This is a genomic window from Bacillus sp. ISL-77, from assembly GCF_018613105.1.
Genome location: NZ_JAGGQY010000058.1, coordinates 25,614 through 42,022 on the forward strand (window position 1 = coordinate 25,614; position 16,409 = coordinate 42,022).

General features: G+C 38.8%; 12 protein-coding genes, 1 pseudogene and 1 other annotated feature. Of the genes and pseudogenes, 12 read left to right on the top strand and 1 reads right to left on the bottom strand.

Annotated elements, in window-relative coordinates; genetic code table 11:
• The first annotated feature begins 187 nt into the window (after window positions 1–187).
• The 10 genes and pseudogenes from pruA (at window position 188) to J7E77_RS22955 (ending at window position 14,157) form a co-directional block, all read left to right on the top strand.
• Window positions 188–1,732 carry an L-glutamate gamma-semialdehyde dehydrogenase gene (pruA, locus tag J7E77_RS22910; RefSeq protein ID WP_214717149.1) on the top strand — a complete coding sequence of 515 codons (1,545 nt, stop codon included), beginning with the start codon at window positions 188–190 and terminating at the stop codon, window positions 1,730–1,732.
• Window positions 1,733–1,804: 72 nt separating this feature from the next.
• Window positions 1,805–3,010, top strand: a complete 1,206-nt coding sequence (locus tag J7E77_RS22915; protein WP_214717150.1) for an ornithine--oxo-acid transaminase — start codon at window positions 1,805–1,807, stop codon at window positions 3,008–3,010.
• A 75-nt stretch (window positions 3,011–3,085) separates the two neighbouring features.
• Complete coding sequence (locus tag J7E77_RS22920) at window positions 3,086–4,351, top strand: Glu/Leu/Phe/Val family dehydrogenase (protein ID WP_214717181.1); 1,266 nt, start codon at window positions 3,086–3,088, stop codon at window positions 4,349–4,351.
• A 106-nt stretch (window positions 4,352–4,457) separates the two neighbouring features.
• Complete coding sequence (locus tag J7E77_RS22925) at window positions 4,458–4,715, top strand: biotin/lipoyl attachment domain-containing protein (protein ID WP_214717151.1); 258 nt, start codon at window positions 4,458–4,460, stop codon at window positions 4,713–4,715.
• 122 nt (window positions 4,716–4,837) lie between these two features.
• A complete protein-coding gene (locus J7E77_RS22930) occupies window positions 4,838–6,208 on the top strand; it encodes a sigma-54 interaction domain-containing protein (RefSeq protein WP_214717152.1) in 1,371 nt (456 codons plus the stop codon).
• A gap of 536 nt (window positions 6,209–6,744) precedes the next feature.
• Window positions 6,745–8,013 (top strand): annotated as a pseudogene (brnQ, locus tag J7E77_RS22935) (branched-chain amino acid transport system II carrier protein); the annotation flags it as partial.
• Window positions 8,014–8,074: 61 nt separating this feature from the next.
• Entirely contained in the window at window positions 8,075–9,697 is a 1,623-nt protein-coding gene (locus J7E77_RS22940; protein WP_214717153.1) for an amidohydrolase, read from the top strand.
• A gap of 150 nt (window positions 9,698–9,847) precedes the next feature.
• Window positions 9,848–11,446: an amidohydrolase gene (locus tag J7E77_RS22945; RefSeq protein ID WP_214717154.1), complete on the top strand. Its 1,599-nt coding sequence runs from the start codon at window positions 9,848–9,850 to the stop codon at window positions 11,444–11,446.
• 123 nt (window positions 11,447–11,569) lie between these two features.
• Window positions 11,570–11,816: a binding site (T-box leader), on the top strand.
• A gap of 90 nt (window positions 11,817–11,906) precedes the next feature.
• A complete protein-coding gene (ilvA, locus tag J7E77_RS22950) occupies window positions 11,907–13,172 on the top strand; it encodes a threonine ammonia-lyase IlvA (RefSeq protein WP_214717155.1) in 1,266 nt (421 codons plus the stop codon).
• A gap of 265 nt (window positions 13,173–13,437) precedes the next feature.
• The gene (locus J7E77_RS22955) at window positions 13,438–14,157 is read left to right on the top strand and encodes a YebC/PmpR family DNA-binding transcriptional regulator (protein ID WP_214717156.1); all 720 of its coding nucleotides are present in this window, start codon (window positions 13,438–13,440) and stop codon (window positions 14,155–14,157) included.
• Window positions 14,158–14,232: 75 nt separating this feature from the next.
• Here J7E77_RS22955 and J7E77_RS22960 read toward each other — a convergent pair whose 3' ends face one another.
• Complete coding sequence (locus tag J7E77_RS22960; protein ID WP_214717157.1) at window positions 14,233–15,144, bottom strand: DMT family transporter; 912 nt, start codon at window positions 15,142–15,144, stop codon at window positions 14,233–14,235.
• A 183-nt stretch (window positions 15,145–15,327) separates the two neighbouring features.
• Between J7E77_RS22960 and J7E77_RS22965 the strand changes: the two genes are divergently transcribed.
• Both J7E77_RS22965 and J7E77_RS22970 read left to right on the top strand, forming a co-directional pair.
• Window positions 15,328–15,714, top strand: coding sequence for a DUF1992 domain-containing protein (locus tag J7E77_RS22965; RefSeq protein WP_214717158.1), 387 nt, complete (start codon window positions 15,328–15,330; stop codon window positions 15,712–15,714).
• 103 nt (window positions 15,715–15,817) lie between these two features.
• Window positions 15,818–16,333 carry a YbaK/EbsC family protein gene (locus tag J7E77_RS22970; protein ID WP_214717159.1) on the top strand — a complete coding sequence of 172 codons (516 nt, stop codon included), beginning with the start codon at window positions 15,818–15,820 and terminating at the stop codon, window positions 16,331–16,333.
• The last annotated feature ends 76 nt before the right edge of the window (window positions 16,334–16,409 follow it).

Here is a 16,409-nt window from a genome sequence, read left to right on the forward strand (position 1 = left end):
ATGCACCTATTTAAGTATTGATTTTTTAAAACGCAAATTTTTTTTGCTATTTTCAATTAATTATATATTTTGCGCAAAATATTTTTGCACTAATTGAACCGAAAATCCTTTATTTATGCAAAATTAATGTTGGCGCGGAACTTGCATAGTAATTAACTGTAACAAACAAACAAGGGGGAACAAACAATTGAAATCGTATAAACATGAACCATTTACAAACTTTGAAGATGAAAAAAATAAACTAGCTTTTCAAGATGCTCTTGCCTACGTTCAATCGCAGTTAGGAAAGGATTATCCAGTTGTAATTGGAGGGGAATCAATTACAACAGAAGAAAAAATTATCTCTATTAATCCAGCAAATACAGAAGAAATCATTGGTAGAGTTTCCATGGCTGATCAAGAGTTAGCAGAAAGAGCTATGCATGCTGCATTAACCACATTTGAAACATGGAAAACATGGAAGCCTGAACATCGTGCCAATATTTTATTCAAGGCAGCTGCAATTATGCGCCGCCGGAAACATGAGTTTTCTGCTTATCTTGTCAAGGAAGCCGGAAAGCCATGGAAAGAAGCAGATGCCGATACAGCAGAAGCAATTGACTTCATCGAATATTATGGCCGTCAAATGCTGAGATTGAAAGAGGGCTCACCAGTACAAAGCCGTGACGGAGAATACAATCAATATAATTATATTCCACTAGGTGTGGGGATTATCATTTCACCTTTTAACTTCCCATTAGCGATTATGGCAGGAACAACAATCGCAGCCATCGTATCTGGGAATACAGTTCTTCTAAAGCCAGCTAACTCTACACCAGTGGTTGCTGCAAAATTCGTTGAGTTAATGGAGGAAGCTGGACTTCCAAAAGGCGTTTTAAACTTTGTGCCAGGAAGTGGCGCTCAAATTGGTGATTACCTTGTTGATCATCCAAAAACTCGCTTCGTATCCTTTACCGGTTCTCGCGAAGTTGGCTGCCGCATTAATGAACGTGCTGCCAAGGTTCATCCAGGACAAAAATGGATCAAACGTGTTATTGCTGAAATGGGTGGTAAGGATACCGTGGTAGTAGATAATGATTCGGATTTAGATTTAGCAGCAGCAAGTATTGTCTATTCTGCTTTCGGATTTTCAGGTCAAAAATGTTCGGCAGGATCTCGTGCAGTTATTCATCAGGATGTCTATGATGTCGTACTTGAGAAGGTGGTTGCTTTAACAAAAACACTAACTCTTGGCAACCCTGAAGATGCAAATTCTTATATGGGACCTGTTATTGATGACAGATCCTTCAAAAAAATCATGAATTATATTGAAGTTGGCAAGCAAGAAGGCAAGCTTATGACTGGCGGAGAAGGCGATGATTCTAAGGGTTATTTCATTCAGCCTACAATTTTCGCTGATTTAGATGAAAATGCACGCATCATGCAGGAAGAAATCTTTGGTCCAGTTTTAGGTATTAGTAAAGCCCGTGATTTTGATCATTTGATGACCATTGCTAATAACACGGACTATGGTTTAACAGGGGCACTAATTTCGAATAATCGTGAGCATATTGAACGGGCACGTGAAGAATTCCACGTGGGGAATCTTTATTTTAACAGAACTTGTACGGGTGCGATTGTTGGTTATCAACCGTTTGGCGGATTTAATATGTCGGGTACAGATTCCAAAGCAGGCGGTCCTGAATATTTATTGCTTCACATGCAGGCTAAAACAACATCTGAAACGCTATAAAAACTACAGCTTAGATGCCTCGATAGGTGGATTTTATTCAACCTGTCGAGGAAATTTGAAGGAGGAACTATAATGACAGTAACTGAGACAACTAAAACAAATCAAATCATTGAACAAACAGATAAATTTGGTGCAAATAACTATCATCCACTGCCAATCGTTATTGCAAAGGCAGAAGGAGTTTGGGTGGAAAGTCCAGAAGGTAATCGTTACATGGATATGCTAAGCGCTTATTCTGCTGTTAACCAAGGACATCGTCATCCAAAAATTATTCAAGCATTGAAAGACCAAGCCGATAAAGTAACGCTTACATCCCGTGCTTTTCATAATGATCAACTTGGTCCATGGTACGAGAAAATTTGTCAGTTAACCAATAAAAATATGGCACTCCCAATGAATACTGGAGCAGAAGCTGTTGAAACGGCACTAAAAGCAGCACGTCGCTGGGGTTATGATGTAAAAGGGATTGCTGAAAATCAAGCAGAAATTATTGCCTGCGTAGGGAATTTCCACGGCCGTACAATGGGTGCCGTTTCCTTATCATCTGATCCGGAATATAAGCGTGGTTTTGGTCCGATGCTGCCTGGAATCAATTTAATTCCTTACGGTGACCTCGAAGCATTGAAAGCAGCGATCACACCAAACACAGCAGCATTTTTAATCGAGCCAATTCAAGGTGAAGCAGGAATTATTTTACCACCAGAAGGATTTTTGAAAGCGGCATTTGATTTATGTAAAGAAAACAAAGTATTATTCATTGCTGATGAGATTCAAGTAGGCTTGGCACGTACTGGAAAAATGTTTGCATGTGATTGGGAAGATGTGAACCCTGACATGTTGATCCTAGGTAAAGCACTAGGCGGCGGTGTGTTCCCAATATCTTGTGTTGTTGCTAATTCTGATGTATTAGGCGTATTCAATCCAGGTTCCCACGGTTCAACGTTTGGTGGAAATCCACTTGCTTGCGCAGTATCGCTTGCAGCCTTGGATGTAATTGAAGAAGAAAAACTAGCCGAACGTTCGCTTGAATTAGGTAAATACTTCTTTGAACAATTACAATCTATCGATAATCCAAAAATTAAAACAATAAGAGGCCGAGGATTATTTATCGGAGTTGAACTTACTGAAGCGGCAAGACCTTATTGTGAGCAGTTAAAAGAAACAGGCTTATTATGTAAAGAAACACATGACACTGTTATTCGTTTTGCACCACCGCTTACTATTACTAAAGAAGAAATCGATTGGGCTTTTGAAAAAATCAAAACAGTTTTAAGTTAATTTTTAAATTAACAAGCTAATAATCTATTATACGACGGGGTGTCAGTCATGTCTGTTAAAGCGATAGTAACTGAAATGGAAAAGGAACAACAAAAAGAACAAGAATCATTAAATTTATTCAATTCAACCCAAACGATTATTCAACAAGCATTATCAAAATTGGGCTATAATAGCGAAATGTATGAATTATTAAAAGAACCGATTAGATTGTTAACAGTCCGCATTCCTGTAAAAATGGATGATGGTTCTGTCAAAATTTTTACGGGCTATCGCTCCCAGCATAATGATGCGGTCGGCCCAACTAAAGGCGGCGTCCGTTTCCATCCTGAAGTGGATGAAGAAGAAGTAAAAGCGTTGTCCATTTGGATGAGCTTAAAGTGTGGAATCACGAATCTTCCATATGGCGGCGGTAAAGGCGGAATCATTTGTGATCCGCGAAATATGTCCTTTAGAGAGCTTGAAGGTTTAAGCCGCGGCTATGTTCGTGCGGTCAGCCAAATCGTGGGACCTTCAAAAGACATTCCAGCACCAGATGTTTATACGAATTCACAAATTATGGCATGGATGATGGATGAGTACAGCCGTTTACGTGAATTTGATTCACCAGGATTTATTACCGGGAAACCAATCGTCCTTGGAGGTTCTCAAGGTCGTGAAACAGCGACTGCCCGTGGTGTAACAATCTGTATTGAAGAAGCAGTCAAGAAAATAGGGAAACAGTTGCAAGGAGCCCGTGTAGTCATTCAAGGCTTTGGGAATGCCGGAAGTTATTTGGCCAAATTTATGCATGATGCAGGGGCTAAAGTTGTGGCTGTATCCGATGTGTATGGCGCTATATACGATCCAAACGGACTTGATATTAATTACTTGCTTGATCGAAGGGATAGCTTCGGCACATTCTCGCAACTATTTAAAAATACGATCACAAACCAAGAGCTACTTGAATTAGAGTGTGATATTCTTGTGCCGGCAGCTATCTCGAACCAAATCACAGCCAAAAATGCTGCCAACATTAAAGCAGCGATTGTTGTGGAAGCAGCGAATGGGCCAACAACACTTGAGGCAACAAAGATTCTTACAGAGCGTGGTATTATCCTTGTTCCTGACATCCTTGCAAGCGCAGGCGGGGTAACTGTTTCTTATTTTGAATGGGTGCAAAATAATCAAGGTTATTATTGGACCGAGGAAGAAGTAGAAGAAAAGCTTAAGAAGGTAATGGTTAGCTCGTTTGATAATATCTATCAAACTTCTAAAACACATCAAGTAGACATGCGTTTAGCAGCTTATATGGTTGGAATAAAGAAAGTTGCTGAGGCCTCTCGTTTCAGAGGATGGGTATAAAAGGAGTAGAGTAATCTTTAAATGATTGAAATCTCCCTACAAGGATGGACGGAAAAATCTCTATCTGTTCTATGACTGTACGAAATTAAAAAAGGAGTGACAAAAATTGTCAGTAGTGGTGGAAGAAGTTATTTTCAGTCCGTGTTCTGGGATCGTGGAAACTGTTTTAACAGAGGAAAACGACCATGTATATGAGTGGGAAAAACTGTTATTAATTAAATCCCAGAACGGTAGAATTGAAGAGATTTCGATCGGGATCAGCGGGTATATCACATCTTTACCTATTAAGAAGGGCCAAGAAGTTAATACTCAAACAGTCCTAGCAACCATCCAAGATGATTTGTTAATTACAGGATCTGATTAAGAAAATCGATATACTTTTAAAAAACTCTTTCCGTTCATTTGGAAAGAGTTTTTGCATGAGTGCCGCCTAATGGTAAAATATTGTATATATAATGATTAAGCCTTGGGATAGGAGGTTGAATTTTGAATATTAATTTGAAGGATTTTCAGCAATTAACAGATTATGACAATGTTTTAGTTGTAGATGAAAATGGGATTATTATCTTTAATGATTTAGCGGATTTAAATGTACTAAAAGAAATCGGCCTTAGACCTGAAGAATTTATGGGAAAGCATATAACCTCCTCTTATATGAACCTTTCGCATGAAAATAGTACCATTATGAACGTTTTAAAAAATGGAAAAGCGGTATGCAATGTAAAACAAGAACTAATCATGAAAAATGGAAATCTTTTTGTTACGATAAATTCTACCTATCCAATCAAAGATAATGAAAAAATAATCGGGGCAATTGAATTCTCAAAACACTTTTATACAAAAGAAAACATCCAATCCTTGGACAAATTTGCAAGTCATAAGGTTTATCGAAGAAACAATACCATCTACACCATTGATAATATCATTAGTGTAAATCCAAAGATGGAAGCAATTAAAAATAAAATTAAAAAAATTGCTATGACAAACTCAACTGTATTGATCAACGGTAAAACAGGCACAGGAAAAGAAATGATTGCACAGTCGATCCATAATTTGAGCGATCGTTATGGAGGACCATTTATTTCACTAAACTGTGGTGCGGTTCCGCCGAACCTATTAGAAAGTACTTTGTTTGGCACGGTAAAAGGGAGTTTTACTGGTGCTATCGCTATGCCAGGATTATTCGAACAAGCTGAAGGCGGCACATTGTTTTTAGATGAGATTAATTCCTTAGATTTTTATCTTCAAGTAAAACTTCTTAAAGCTATTGAAGAAAAGGTTATTAGAAGAATAGGTGGAGATAAAAATATTAGTGTCGATATTCGAGTGATTTCAGCAACGAATGAGGACCCAGATGTTTTAGTTGCAGAAAAACGGTTAAGAGAGGATCTTTTTTATCGATTGGGAGTTGTCCAGATTGATTTACCCACCTTAGCGGAGCGAAAAGAAGATATAGAAAAGCTGCTCGAATATTATATCGATTTTTATAACAATAATATGAATATTTATATTGAAGGGTGTCAGCCTGAGGTTATTGAATGTTTTAATCGGTATCCTTGGCCGGGGAATATAAGAGAATTAAAAAATGCGGTTGAAACGGCATATAATAATGTTTCTACCAATCATATCACGTTAGAAGATATTCCAAAAAGAATGAGGGAATATAACCAATCTCCTCCAAGTGATCAAATGGATAATAAGATCGAATCCTTAAAAGAAGCGGTAGAAAAATTTGAAAAGGAGCTAATAATGAAAGAACTAAGCAGCAAGAATGGAAAATTAACAGAAACGGCCAAACAATTGGGTCTATCGAAACAACTATTAAAATATAAAATCGAAAAGTACCAACTAGGATAAACGGTCATGTGATATCAATGAAAAACAAAATGGGACGGCCACGGATTGTATAAAATCTGTGGCTGTTTTTTTGATTCAAATGAAAAACTAGTTACTTGTCGCTAAAAATACTTTACGAATAAGTAAAAATTTTTACACTAAAAAGAAAGATCCTTGATCTTTTATTTATGGTAAAAATATTTTTACGAAATAAAAAAATTTTTACAATTATCGTTTCTCAGTTTGATTTATACCGAAAAACTTTCAAGAAAAGTGTAATAATTATTAATATTTCTTTAAAAATTTATTGTCGTTAATAGAGGATTTATAAGGTTTATTCGAAAGCTTCACAAAATTGTCAATTGGTTTTTAAAAAATTGGCACAATAATTGCATTATATTAAATAACGTGCATTTTTTTATAAATTCTAAATATTCACAAGGGATTGCACGATTGGTTAAATTCTAACCATTGTAAAGGATTTCAGTAATTAAAGGAGTGCATCGTATGAAAACAAACAAGATTTACCGTGACAGTCTCATTTTTGGTTTTGCCTTTTTCGCCGTATTTTTCGGGCTGGGAATTTAATTTTCCCGCCATCGATCGGGTTTGTTTCCGGGACAGATTGGCCAACTGCTCTAGCAGGTTTTGTTCTTACTGGAATTATCCTGCCCTTACTTGGACTTATTGCTGTTTTAAATGCTGAAGGGAAATTTGAAGTCTTAACCAACCCAATTAGTCCATGGTTTTATAAAGTTTACAATATTCTGTGTATGTTAGGTGTTGCCATGGTCGTTTCCGTCCCTCGAACGGCTGCTACCACTCATGAAATAGGCGTTCATACACTATTTCCGCATTTTCCTGCGGTTGGAACAATGATTATCTTCTTTGCCCTTAATTATTATTTTGCCAATGACCGATCAAATCTTATCGATAAAGTTGGAAAAGTGCTGACACCTGGCTTATTAGTTATTTTATTATTCATCATCTTTAAAGGTACATTCGATCCAGTTGCAGCACCGATTGATACAAAACTTCCAAACTCATTTTCTAATGCTTTTACTGGTGCCTATCAGACGGGTGACCTTTTTACTGGTCTACTTTGTGCCTCAGTATTTATCGGAGCTGTTGTTAACAGAGGGTATAAGGACTCTGCCAACGTTAGGAAAGTTGCGATTAATGGTACGATCATCGCAGGTGTGGGTCTAATAATTGTTTACGGTGGCTTACTTTATATTGGTGCTACAGGTGCAGGTCTATTCCCGAAAGATATTGAGAGTACTGCTCTTTTAACGGGACTTGTTCATCGTTTACTAGGAGATTATGGAACGATTTTCTTGGCTGTTGCTGTTGCCTTAGCCTGCCTTACAACGGCGATTGGGATTACGGCGTCGATTGCCGATTTCCTCAGTCAATTGACCAAAAATAAAGTAAGCTATCGTATTTGGGTGCTAGTCATTTGTATTTGTGGAGTTTCAGTAGGCCTGCTTGGGGTCGAAAAAATTATTAACTTCGCGCTTCCACTTTTCTTGGGACTCTATCCAGTATCGATTGTAATAGTATTCCTTGGCGTCTTCCGTAAATATATCCCAAATGCAGGGGCATACAAGGGGGCGGTCTTGTTAACAGTTTTAGTTAGCTTATTTGAAATGTTAGGAGCCTATGGATTAAATATAAAGCTTGCTAATGATTTGATATCAATGATCCCGTTAAGCAGCAAGGGGTTCGCATGGCTTCTACCAGCAATCATCGGATTTATTGGAGGAGCACTGCTTCATAGGGCAGCTGCTCGAAAAAATGACATAGGAATGGATTTAAGTGCGTAACTGATAAATTATACAATCAATGTAACTTGCTAGATTTTCAGAAAGGGAGTAAGAGAAATCGATGACTATCAATAAAAAGACTGAGTGTACCTATATTAATGGAAAGATTTTTACAGCTAATCCTGATAAACCGCATGCAACCGCGATGATCGTTCGTGATGGTAAGGTAGCATGGATGGGCAGCCAAACTGATTTAGAAAAAATTGAAGGTGAATGTGTCGATCTCCAGGGCCGAAGAGTGCTGCCAGGCTTAATCGATGCTCATCTACACCCATTGTACCTTGCTAATGCATCCAAGCATATAGCTTGTACGCCTCCGCTTATTCATTCCATTGAAGATTTAATTAAAGAGGTTAGAAGTTTGCGAGGTGCTCAAGGGAAGGATAAATGGGTTGAAGGCTGGGGATATGATGAAGGAAAGTTGCTGGAAAGACGTTCACCCACACGCTGGGATTTAGATCAAGCTGCAGCAGACGTTCCTATTATTATTACACGCACGTGTGCACATATTGTCGTAGTAAACAGCAAGGCTTTGGAATTAGCAGGAATTACAAGGGATACACCTGAAGTGCCAGGTGGTCAGATTGACCGAGATGAAGACGGTGAACCAACTGGCATTTTACGCGAAAATGCCAAGGACCTTGTCACTCGGATTATGCCTGTGAAAACACTCGAAGAGAACGCTGAAATACTTGCCGAGTTAAGTAATGTGCTGCTCTCCCATGGAATTACAGCGATCACCGATGCAATGGGCAGAACGGAACCAACTGATTATTTGGAAATGTATAATGATGCAGTCAAAAAAGGACTAAAGCAACGGACAGTACTCTACTATATTTGGGAAGATTTAAAGAAACAACCAATTTTTGAAACCTATAAAACTTGCAATGAAAACCAAATCCATATTGGCGGGGTTAAGTTATTCTCAGATGGCAGTGTATCCGGCCAAACCGCATGGGTGAATCCACCTTTCTTAGGTGAGGGAAAGAATTATGGGATTCAAATGACCACCGCTGAAGAATTATTGGCGGCAGCAGAGGCAGCAGAACAAAATAATGTTCAGCTGGTTGTCCATGCCATGGGTGAGCAGGCAATTGATTTAATTGTTGACACATTTTATGGTAAACAAGGCTGGCTAAAAGATGCCCCTTCGATCAGGATTGAACACGCGGCGATGCCCAGTCCGCAAGCCTTAAAGCGTGCAGCCGAAACAGGAATTGCGTTTGTTACCCAGCCAATCTTCTTGTTTGCAGAAATTGAAAGCTACCATAATAACCTTGGTGCCGATCGAACAAAGAAGACCTATCCTGTAAAGTCAATGCTAGAAGCAGGAATCAAGGTTGCCTTTTCATCTGATGCACCTGCGACCGCATGGGCCGATCCGGTTAGTCCGTTTGTAGGAATTAAAGCTGCTGTTACACGCCTGGCGTATGATGGGACGGACACGGGGCAAGAACAAAAAGTAGATTTAGAGACAGCTATCATTCTTTATACTAGGGCCGCTCAAGAAATTACCCGCATTCCGAAGGTTGGACAGCTGGCACTAGGATATCATGCCGATTTTATTATACTTGACCAAGATATCTTTGAAATGAGCCCTGAGAAGATTGATGAAATACAGGTAGTGGAGACATTTATGGGCGGAAAATCCGTTTATCAAAAAGGGGCAGCATCTTTATATTAATAGGGTTCGATTTGGTCGTAATTTCCAGATTCTATCTCTAAAGAAGATTGAATCTGGCTTACCTCCTTTTTTAATTCCATAACATATTAGTTTTACACATTTTTTTCAATATGGTAAAACTGAAATATAATGAAGGAAAGGGAGAATATTATGACAAAGTCAATTTTTACAAATGGGACAATCTATACTTTGGACGCGAATCAACCAGTAGTGGAATCTGTTGTCGTTGAGAATGGTAGAATCATAGATATAGGGTCTCACCACGAAATGATCCTACAATGGGGAAGAAATGGGTCAAACATTATTGATTTACAGGGGAAAATGGTTACGCCCGGATTGACTGATAGCCACCTGCATCTTTCTGGTGTGGCGTTCAACTTTTTAGACCTTGATTTAACCGGTGTAAAATCAAAAAGCGAAATGCTTGATAAAATTAGGGAAAAGGCAAATACCGTTGCGCCTGGAAAGTGGCTTGTCGGAATGGGCTGGGATGAAAATCTCTTTACAGAAGGAACTATTCCTACCATAGATGAGTTAGACGTTGTTGCACCGCACTGTCCTGTTTATCTAAAACGGATTTGTCACCATGCATTTTTAGTGAATAGCAAGGCACTTGAAATGAGTCAGTATTATCCGGAGATTCATATTCCAACTGGCGGAACAGTTGTACTTGATCCGATTACCAAAAAGCCGACAGGGATGCTGCTCGAATCGGCTTCCCAGCTGATAACAAAATACATACCGGAACGAACCTATCAAGAGTTAAAGAATGGCTTACAGCAAGCGATGCAATTTGCGGTGAAGAAGGGGCTAACAAGTGTACATACCAATGATCCTGCTTATTTAGGCGGTTTGGATTCCACGTATAAAATGTATGATGAATTAATTAACCAGGAAGGCCAAGGTTTACGCTGTAATCTGCTCATTGATTACCCCTATCTTAATCAATTGAAAGAAAGAGGAATGTATGCAGGCTATGGAAATGACAAACTACAAATAGGAGCGATAAAAATTTTTGCTGATGGAGCATTTGGGAGAAGAACGGCGCTCCTATCAGAGCCCTATCACGATAACCCGAGTCAGTTTGGAGATGCCATGTATGACCAAGAAACCCTTTATCAAGTGGTTAAAGAGGTACGAGAACAGGCCATGCCACTAGCTGTCCATACGATTGGCGACAAGGCGTTAGAAAATGTTCTAGATATACTGGATCAATTTCCAAAAGTGGACTACCGTGATCGGATTATTCACACATCCCTGGTTCGGAATGATCTAATTCGGCGTTTAGTAGATATGAGCCGGATTGCTGATATTCAACCAAGGTTCGTGGTAGGTGATTATCCATGGGTGAAAGAAAGAGTAGGCGAAAAGAGGGAGCCATATTTATATGCATGGAAAACGTTACTTGAATCGGGCGTTTTGTGTGCCGGCGGTTCCGATGCACCCGTGGAACCTATAGACCCTCTGCTTGGTATTCATGCTGCGGTTACCCGTAGAACTCCTGGCGATCTTCATAAAGGCTGGAATGCCAAAGAGAAACTCTCAATGCTTGAAGCCGTTAAGCTTTTTACAATTGGGGGTGCATTCGCTACCAATGAAGAAAATCTTAAAGGGACGATTTCAAAAGGTAAGCTAGCGGATCTAACGGTTTATTCTAATAATTTATTTACAATGGAGAATCCTGACGAACTATTCCAAACTGAGATTGATATGACAATAATCGCCGGCGAAATAAAATTTGAAAATTAAGGTAATGAAATAGGTAAAAAGCAGCTAAAAGCAATGTAAGCGCTTTATAATTGACAAAATAATTAAAATAGTCAAAAAATATTGACAGGTTATTTTTTCAGTGGTACCCTTATAAAAATTGAAGATGAATCAATGATGAGAAGAGTAGATTAAGCCCTTGTTCTACAGAGAGTCGACAGTTGCTGAAAGTCGATGTCAGGACGTATTCGAAGATCATCTCGGAGATGTGTAGCTGAAACTGTTAAGTAAGCTAGACCGGAAATTCCGCCGTTACAATGGAACACGTACTTAGAATGGTACGTTGATCGAGAGCCGCAGTGTTTGTTTGTTGCGGAAGTAGGGTGGTATCGCGAGTTAACTCGTCCCTATACTATGGGGGCGAGTTTTTTGTGTTTAAAAAATGTATTTATTCTTATTAAAATTTCTTTATGGATGCAAAAAATTAGGAGGGAAAAGGAAGATGAATCAACAAGTTGATAAGAAAGTGTTTAATGTGGAGGATATTATTATTGCCAGCCATACCATTAAGGATGTTATTTCGCCAACTCCCCTGCAATACAATCACTTGTTGTCAGAACGATACGGCTGCCATGTCTACTTAAAACGAGAGGATTTACAAAGCGTTCGTTCCTTTAAAATCCGCGGGGCATATAATCGTATTAAGAAACTTAATGAAGATGAGTTAAAGAATGGAATTATCTGTGCAAGTGCAGGAAACCATGCGCAGGGGGTTGCTTATTCTTGTCATCTCTTAAATATTCATGGGAAAATCTTTATGCCAAGTACAACACCAAAGCAAAAGGTAAAACAAGTTAAATTTTGGGGTAAAGATGATGTTGAGATTGTTTTGGTTGGGGATACCTTTGACGATGCTTATGAAAAAGCAAGGGAATGCAGTCAAGAGGAAAATCGGACATTTATTCATCCCTTTGATGATCCCGATGTGATTGCTGGACAAGGGACGGTTGCCGTTGAACTGCTTAATGATTGCCCTGAAAAAATTGACTATCTGTTTGCCGCAATTGGCGGAGGAGGGCTTTTGTCTGGGGTTGGCACGTATTTAAGGCACTATTCTCCAGAAACGCAATTAATTGGTGTGGAGCCACAAGGTGCACCAGGCATGAAGGAATCATTTTTAAAAGGGGAAGTGACAACCTTAAAAGAAATTGACCCGTTTGTGGATGGTGCAGCTGTGAAGACGGTGGGATCAATGACCTTTAGCATCTGCAAAGAAATCGTTGATGATATTCTTGTTGTTCCGGAAGGAAAGGTTTGCACGACATTATTATCGTTATACAATGAAAATGCCATCGTTGTGGAGCCGACTGGAGCCCTTTCTGTAGCAGCCTTGGATATGTATGCAGATGAAATTAAGGGCAAAACGGTGGTCTGTATCGTAAGTGGCGGTAACAATGATATTGGTCGGATGCAGGAAATCAAAGAGCGCTCAAAAATTTATGAAGGACTGCAACATTATTTTATTGTCCAATTCCCGCAACGCCCTGGTGCGTTACGTGAGTTTTTGGATGATGTCCTTGGACCAAACGATGATATTAGCCATTTTGAATATACGAAAAAGAATAATCGAGAAACAGGTCCAGCCTTGGTTGGAATTGAACTCAAGGATAAAGAAGATTACTCCCCGTTGATTGAACGAATCAAAGCGAAGGGATTTTTATATCGCGAGGTCAATAAAGATAGTACTCTGTTTCAAATGCTGGTTTAATCATCTAATGCTAATAAGAGGTCGAAACTCATTGGTTTCGACCTCTTTTTTTCATTTAATCTATACTAAACGCAATTTCTTAACTGAATTTAAGTAATAGACTCTTAACAAATGATGCAATTAATGTATAATATTATTTGTCAATGATAGAATCAATCAAATAAGTAATGAACACTTAATTATTATATGGAACATGTCTTGAAGTAGATCTAGTTTCATATTAATAATTTTGTGTAGATTCAAAAGCGGAAAGAGAGTGTTCATAATGGGACGTAAGTGGAACAATATTAAAGAAAAGAAAGCTTCAAAGGATGCAAATACAAGTCGTATTTATGCGAAATTTGGGGTTGAAATCTATGTAGCTGCTAGACAGGGTGAACCAAATCCTGAATCGAATCAAGCTTTAAAATTTGTTTTAGAGCGTGCAAAAACATACAATGTACCCAAACACATTATTGACCGAGCAATTGAAAAAGCTAAAGGCGGTTCTGAGGAAAGCTATTCTGAACTTCGATATGAAGGCTTCGGTCCAAACGGGTCGATGGTTATTGTTGATGCACTGACAAACAACGTGAACCGCACGGCTTCCGATGTACGTGCTGCATTTGGTAAAAACGGCGGAAACATGGGAGTAAGTGGATCAGTTGCATATATGTTTGATGCGACCGCTGTTATCGGCGTCGAAGGAAAATCGGCGGACGATGTACTTGAATTGTTGATGGAAGCAGATGTTGATGTACGAGACATCATTGAAGAAGATGAGTCGGTGATTGTTTATGCTGAGCCAGAACAATTCCATGCCGTACAGGAAGCATTCAAAAATGCGGGGATTACTGATTTTACTGTGGCTGAAATAACGATGCTTGCGCAAAATGAGATTGCCCTTCCTGAAGACGCACAAGCTAAATTCGAGAAAATGATTGATGTATTAGAAGACCTAGAAGACGTTCAACAAGTGTACCATAACGTTGATTTAGGTGAGTAAATATGAAAGCAGGCCTTTGTAGGTCTGCTTCTTTTATTTATTTAGTGGTGTCAGGCACCATTTTTATAGCTATGATTACCGTTTAACAGCAGATAAAATAAATATAGTTGAAATAATTGAAATTGACCCAATCCATTCGGCGGGCCCGAAAGATACTTGGAGCCAGGCTACGGCTAAAAAGGCCGCTGACAATGGCTCGACACAAGCAAGAAGACTTGCTTCAGAAGCACGAATGTATTTCAGACTTTCCATAAAACAAAAAAAGGCGATTAATGTTCCGAAAATAATCACAAAAACTACAGCTAGAAAGGACGTTAAACTCCAATGGCCTTGAAACTTCCATGGAGGATGAATCAAGCTAAAGCCAATCCCACCGATCATCATTCCCCAGCCAACAGTAAGAAGCGACCCCCATTTATTCAACAAACTTCCAGGATAGAGTGTATAAAAAGCGAGTGCAAAAGCAGATAGAATTCCCCATGTAAAGGCAGAGGATGAAATAGAGAGTGAATGGATATTACCCTTCGTCACAAGTAGAAAGGTTCCGAAGATGGCTAATCCAATCGCAATTACTTCATGTATTTTGGGTAATTCCTTTGCACGAAAACTTAAATAACAGACAATGATCACTGGTGCCAGGTACTGCAAAACGGTTGCCGTTGCTGCATTTCCTTGTTCGATGGCAGCGAAATATGTATATTGAACGCCAAACATGCCAATAACACCAAAGATTACTAGGCGGAAGATATCCTGTCTATCTTTCCAAATGGTCCAGATATTCTGTTTCCCCACCGTATGAGAAAAAAATAACAAACCAAAACCTGAAAAAATCAGCCTGTTAACAACTAGCCAGTTGGTACTAAATCCTTGTTGATGAAATAAGTATTGAGCGACAGTTCCTGAAACACCCCAAAATGTCGCCGCAATCAGCACTAAAAAAATGCCTTTTATCCTTGGGGAGGACATTACTGCTACTTGCGAATTCATTTGATCCCTCCATTATGAAACAATACTAATATCTTAATTTTTTAAATATAACAATGATTATAACACTTCTTAGGAAACTAGTTTAAAAAACTTATGGAAAAATCAATTTTAATCGAAGGATTATGGGAGGGAAGTAGCGAATAAAGAAAATATATGTAAGAAGTTGAGAGGAGAAGAGAATTTATGGTCTATAAGAAAGCTGGTCATGCAGATTTGATGGATCAAATAGTAAGTGATTCCCAATTAGATAAGGAAATCAAAAAGCACCCACGATTCGGCAAACCCATTCCATCCCTTCTATTTTCTGGGGATGTCTATTCCAATTTCTTCAACACAGCTAGCGATGCTGGTTATCTCCCACCATTTGTAATTTTACAAAAGGAAATCAGACATGAGATTTCTAAAGCCATAACATTAAAAGAACTAGAATCCGCTGAATTTGAAATAATGAGCTTGATAGATGCCATTAATGAAAGAATCCTGAAATATAACTCGATTTGTCCTTCAAAGATGAAAAAAGGAAAAATTGATTTTGACAATATTGAAAATCAATATAAAATTTGGGAATAAAAATATAAACATTACCAAACTTACTGGTACAAGACGTCTTTTCGCTTTATCCCTTTAAAGTATGATATTATTCTAATAATACGTTAGGGAAAGGATGTATAAGATGTCATTGGAAAGTGTGAAGGCCCATTTTAAACAATGGGAGCGAGATGGAGATGTAATGGAATTTGATACCTCGAGTGCCACAGTGGAACAGGCTGCCGAGACAATAGGAGTCGCTCCCGCTCGCATTGCGAAAACCTTATCCTTTAGGGGGAGCGAGGAAAAAGCTATTTTAATTGTTGCTGCAGGTGATGCAAAAATTGATAATAAGAAGTTTCGTCATCAATTCGGATTCAAAGCAAGGATGCTCTCACCAGATGAAGTTCTCGAACAAACTGGTCATGCCATTGGCGGTGTTTGTCCGTTTGGGCTGAATAATGAGCTTGAAGTCTATTTGGATGTATCAATGCAGCGCTTCGAGACAGTTTTCCCCGCTTGTGGCAGCACGAACTCTGCAATCGAATTAACGAAAGATGAATTATATCAGTATTCATTTGCTAAAGAATGGATTGATGTTTGCAAAGGGTGGGGACAAGACGAAGAGCAAGCAAAAGTAAGTCAGCAAATCGAGGCTTAACGGTAACCTTAGGGGGCGTATGATGCCCTCATAAAAAATTCAAAATAAACAAAAGTGGACCGGGCAAATTTGCCCG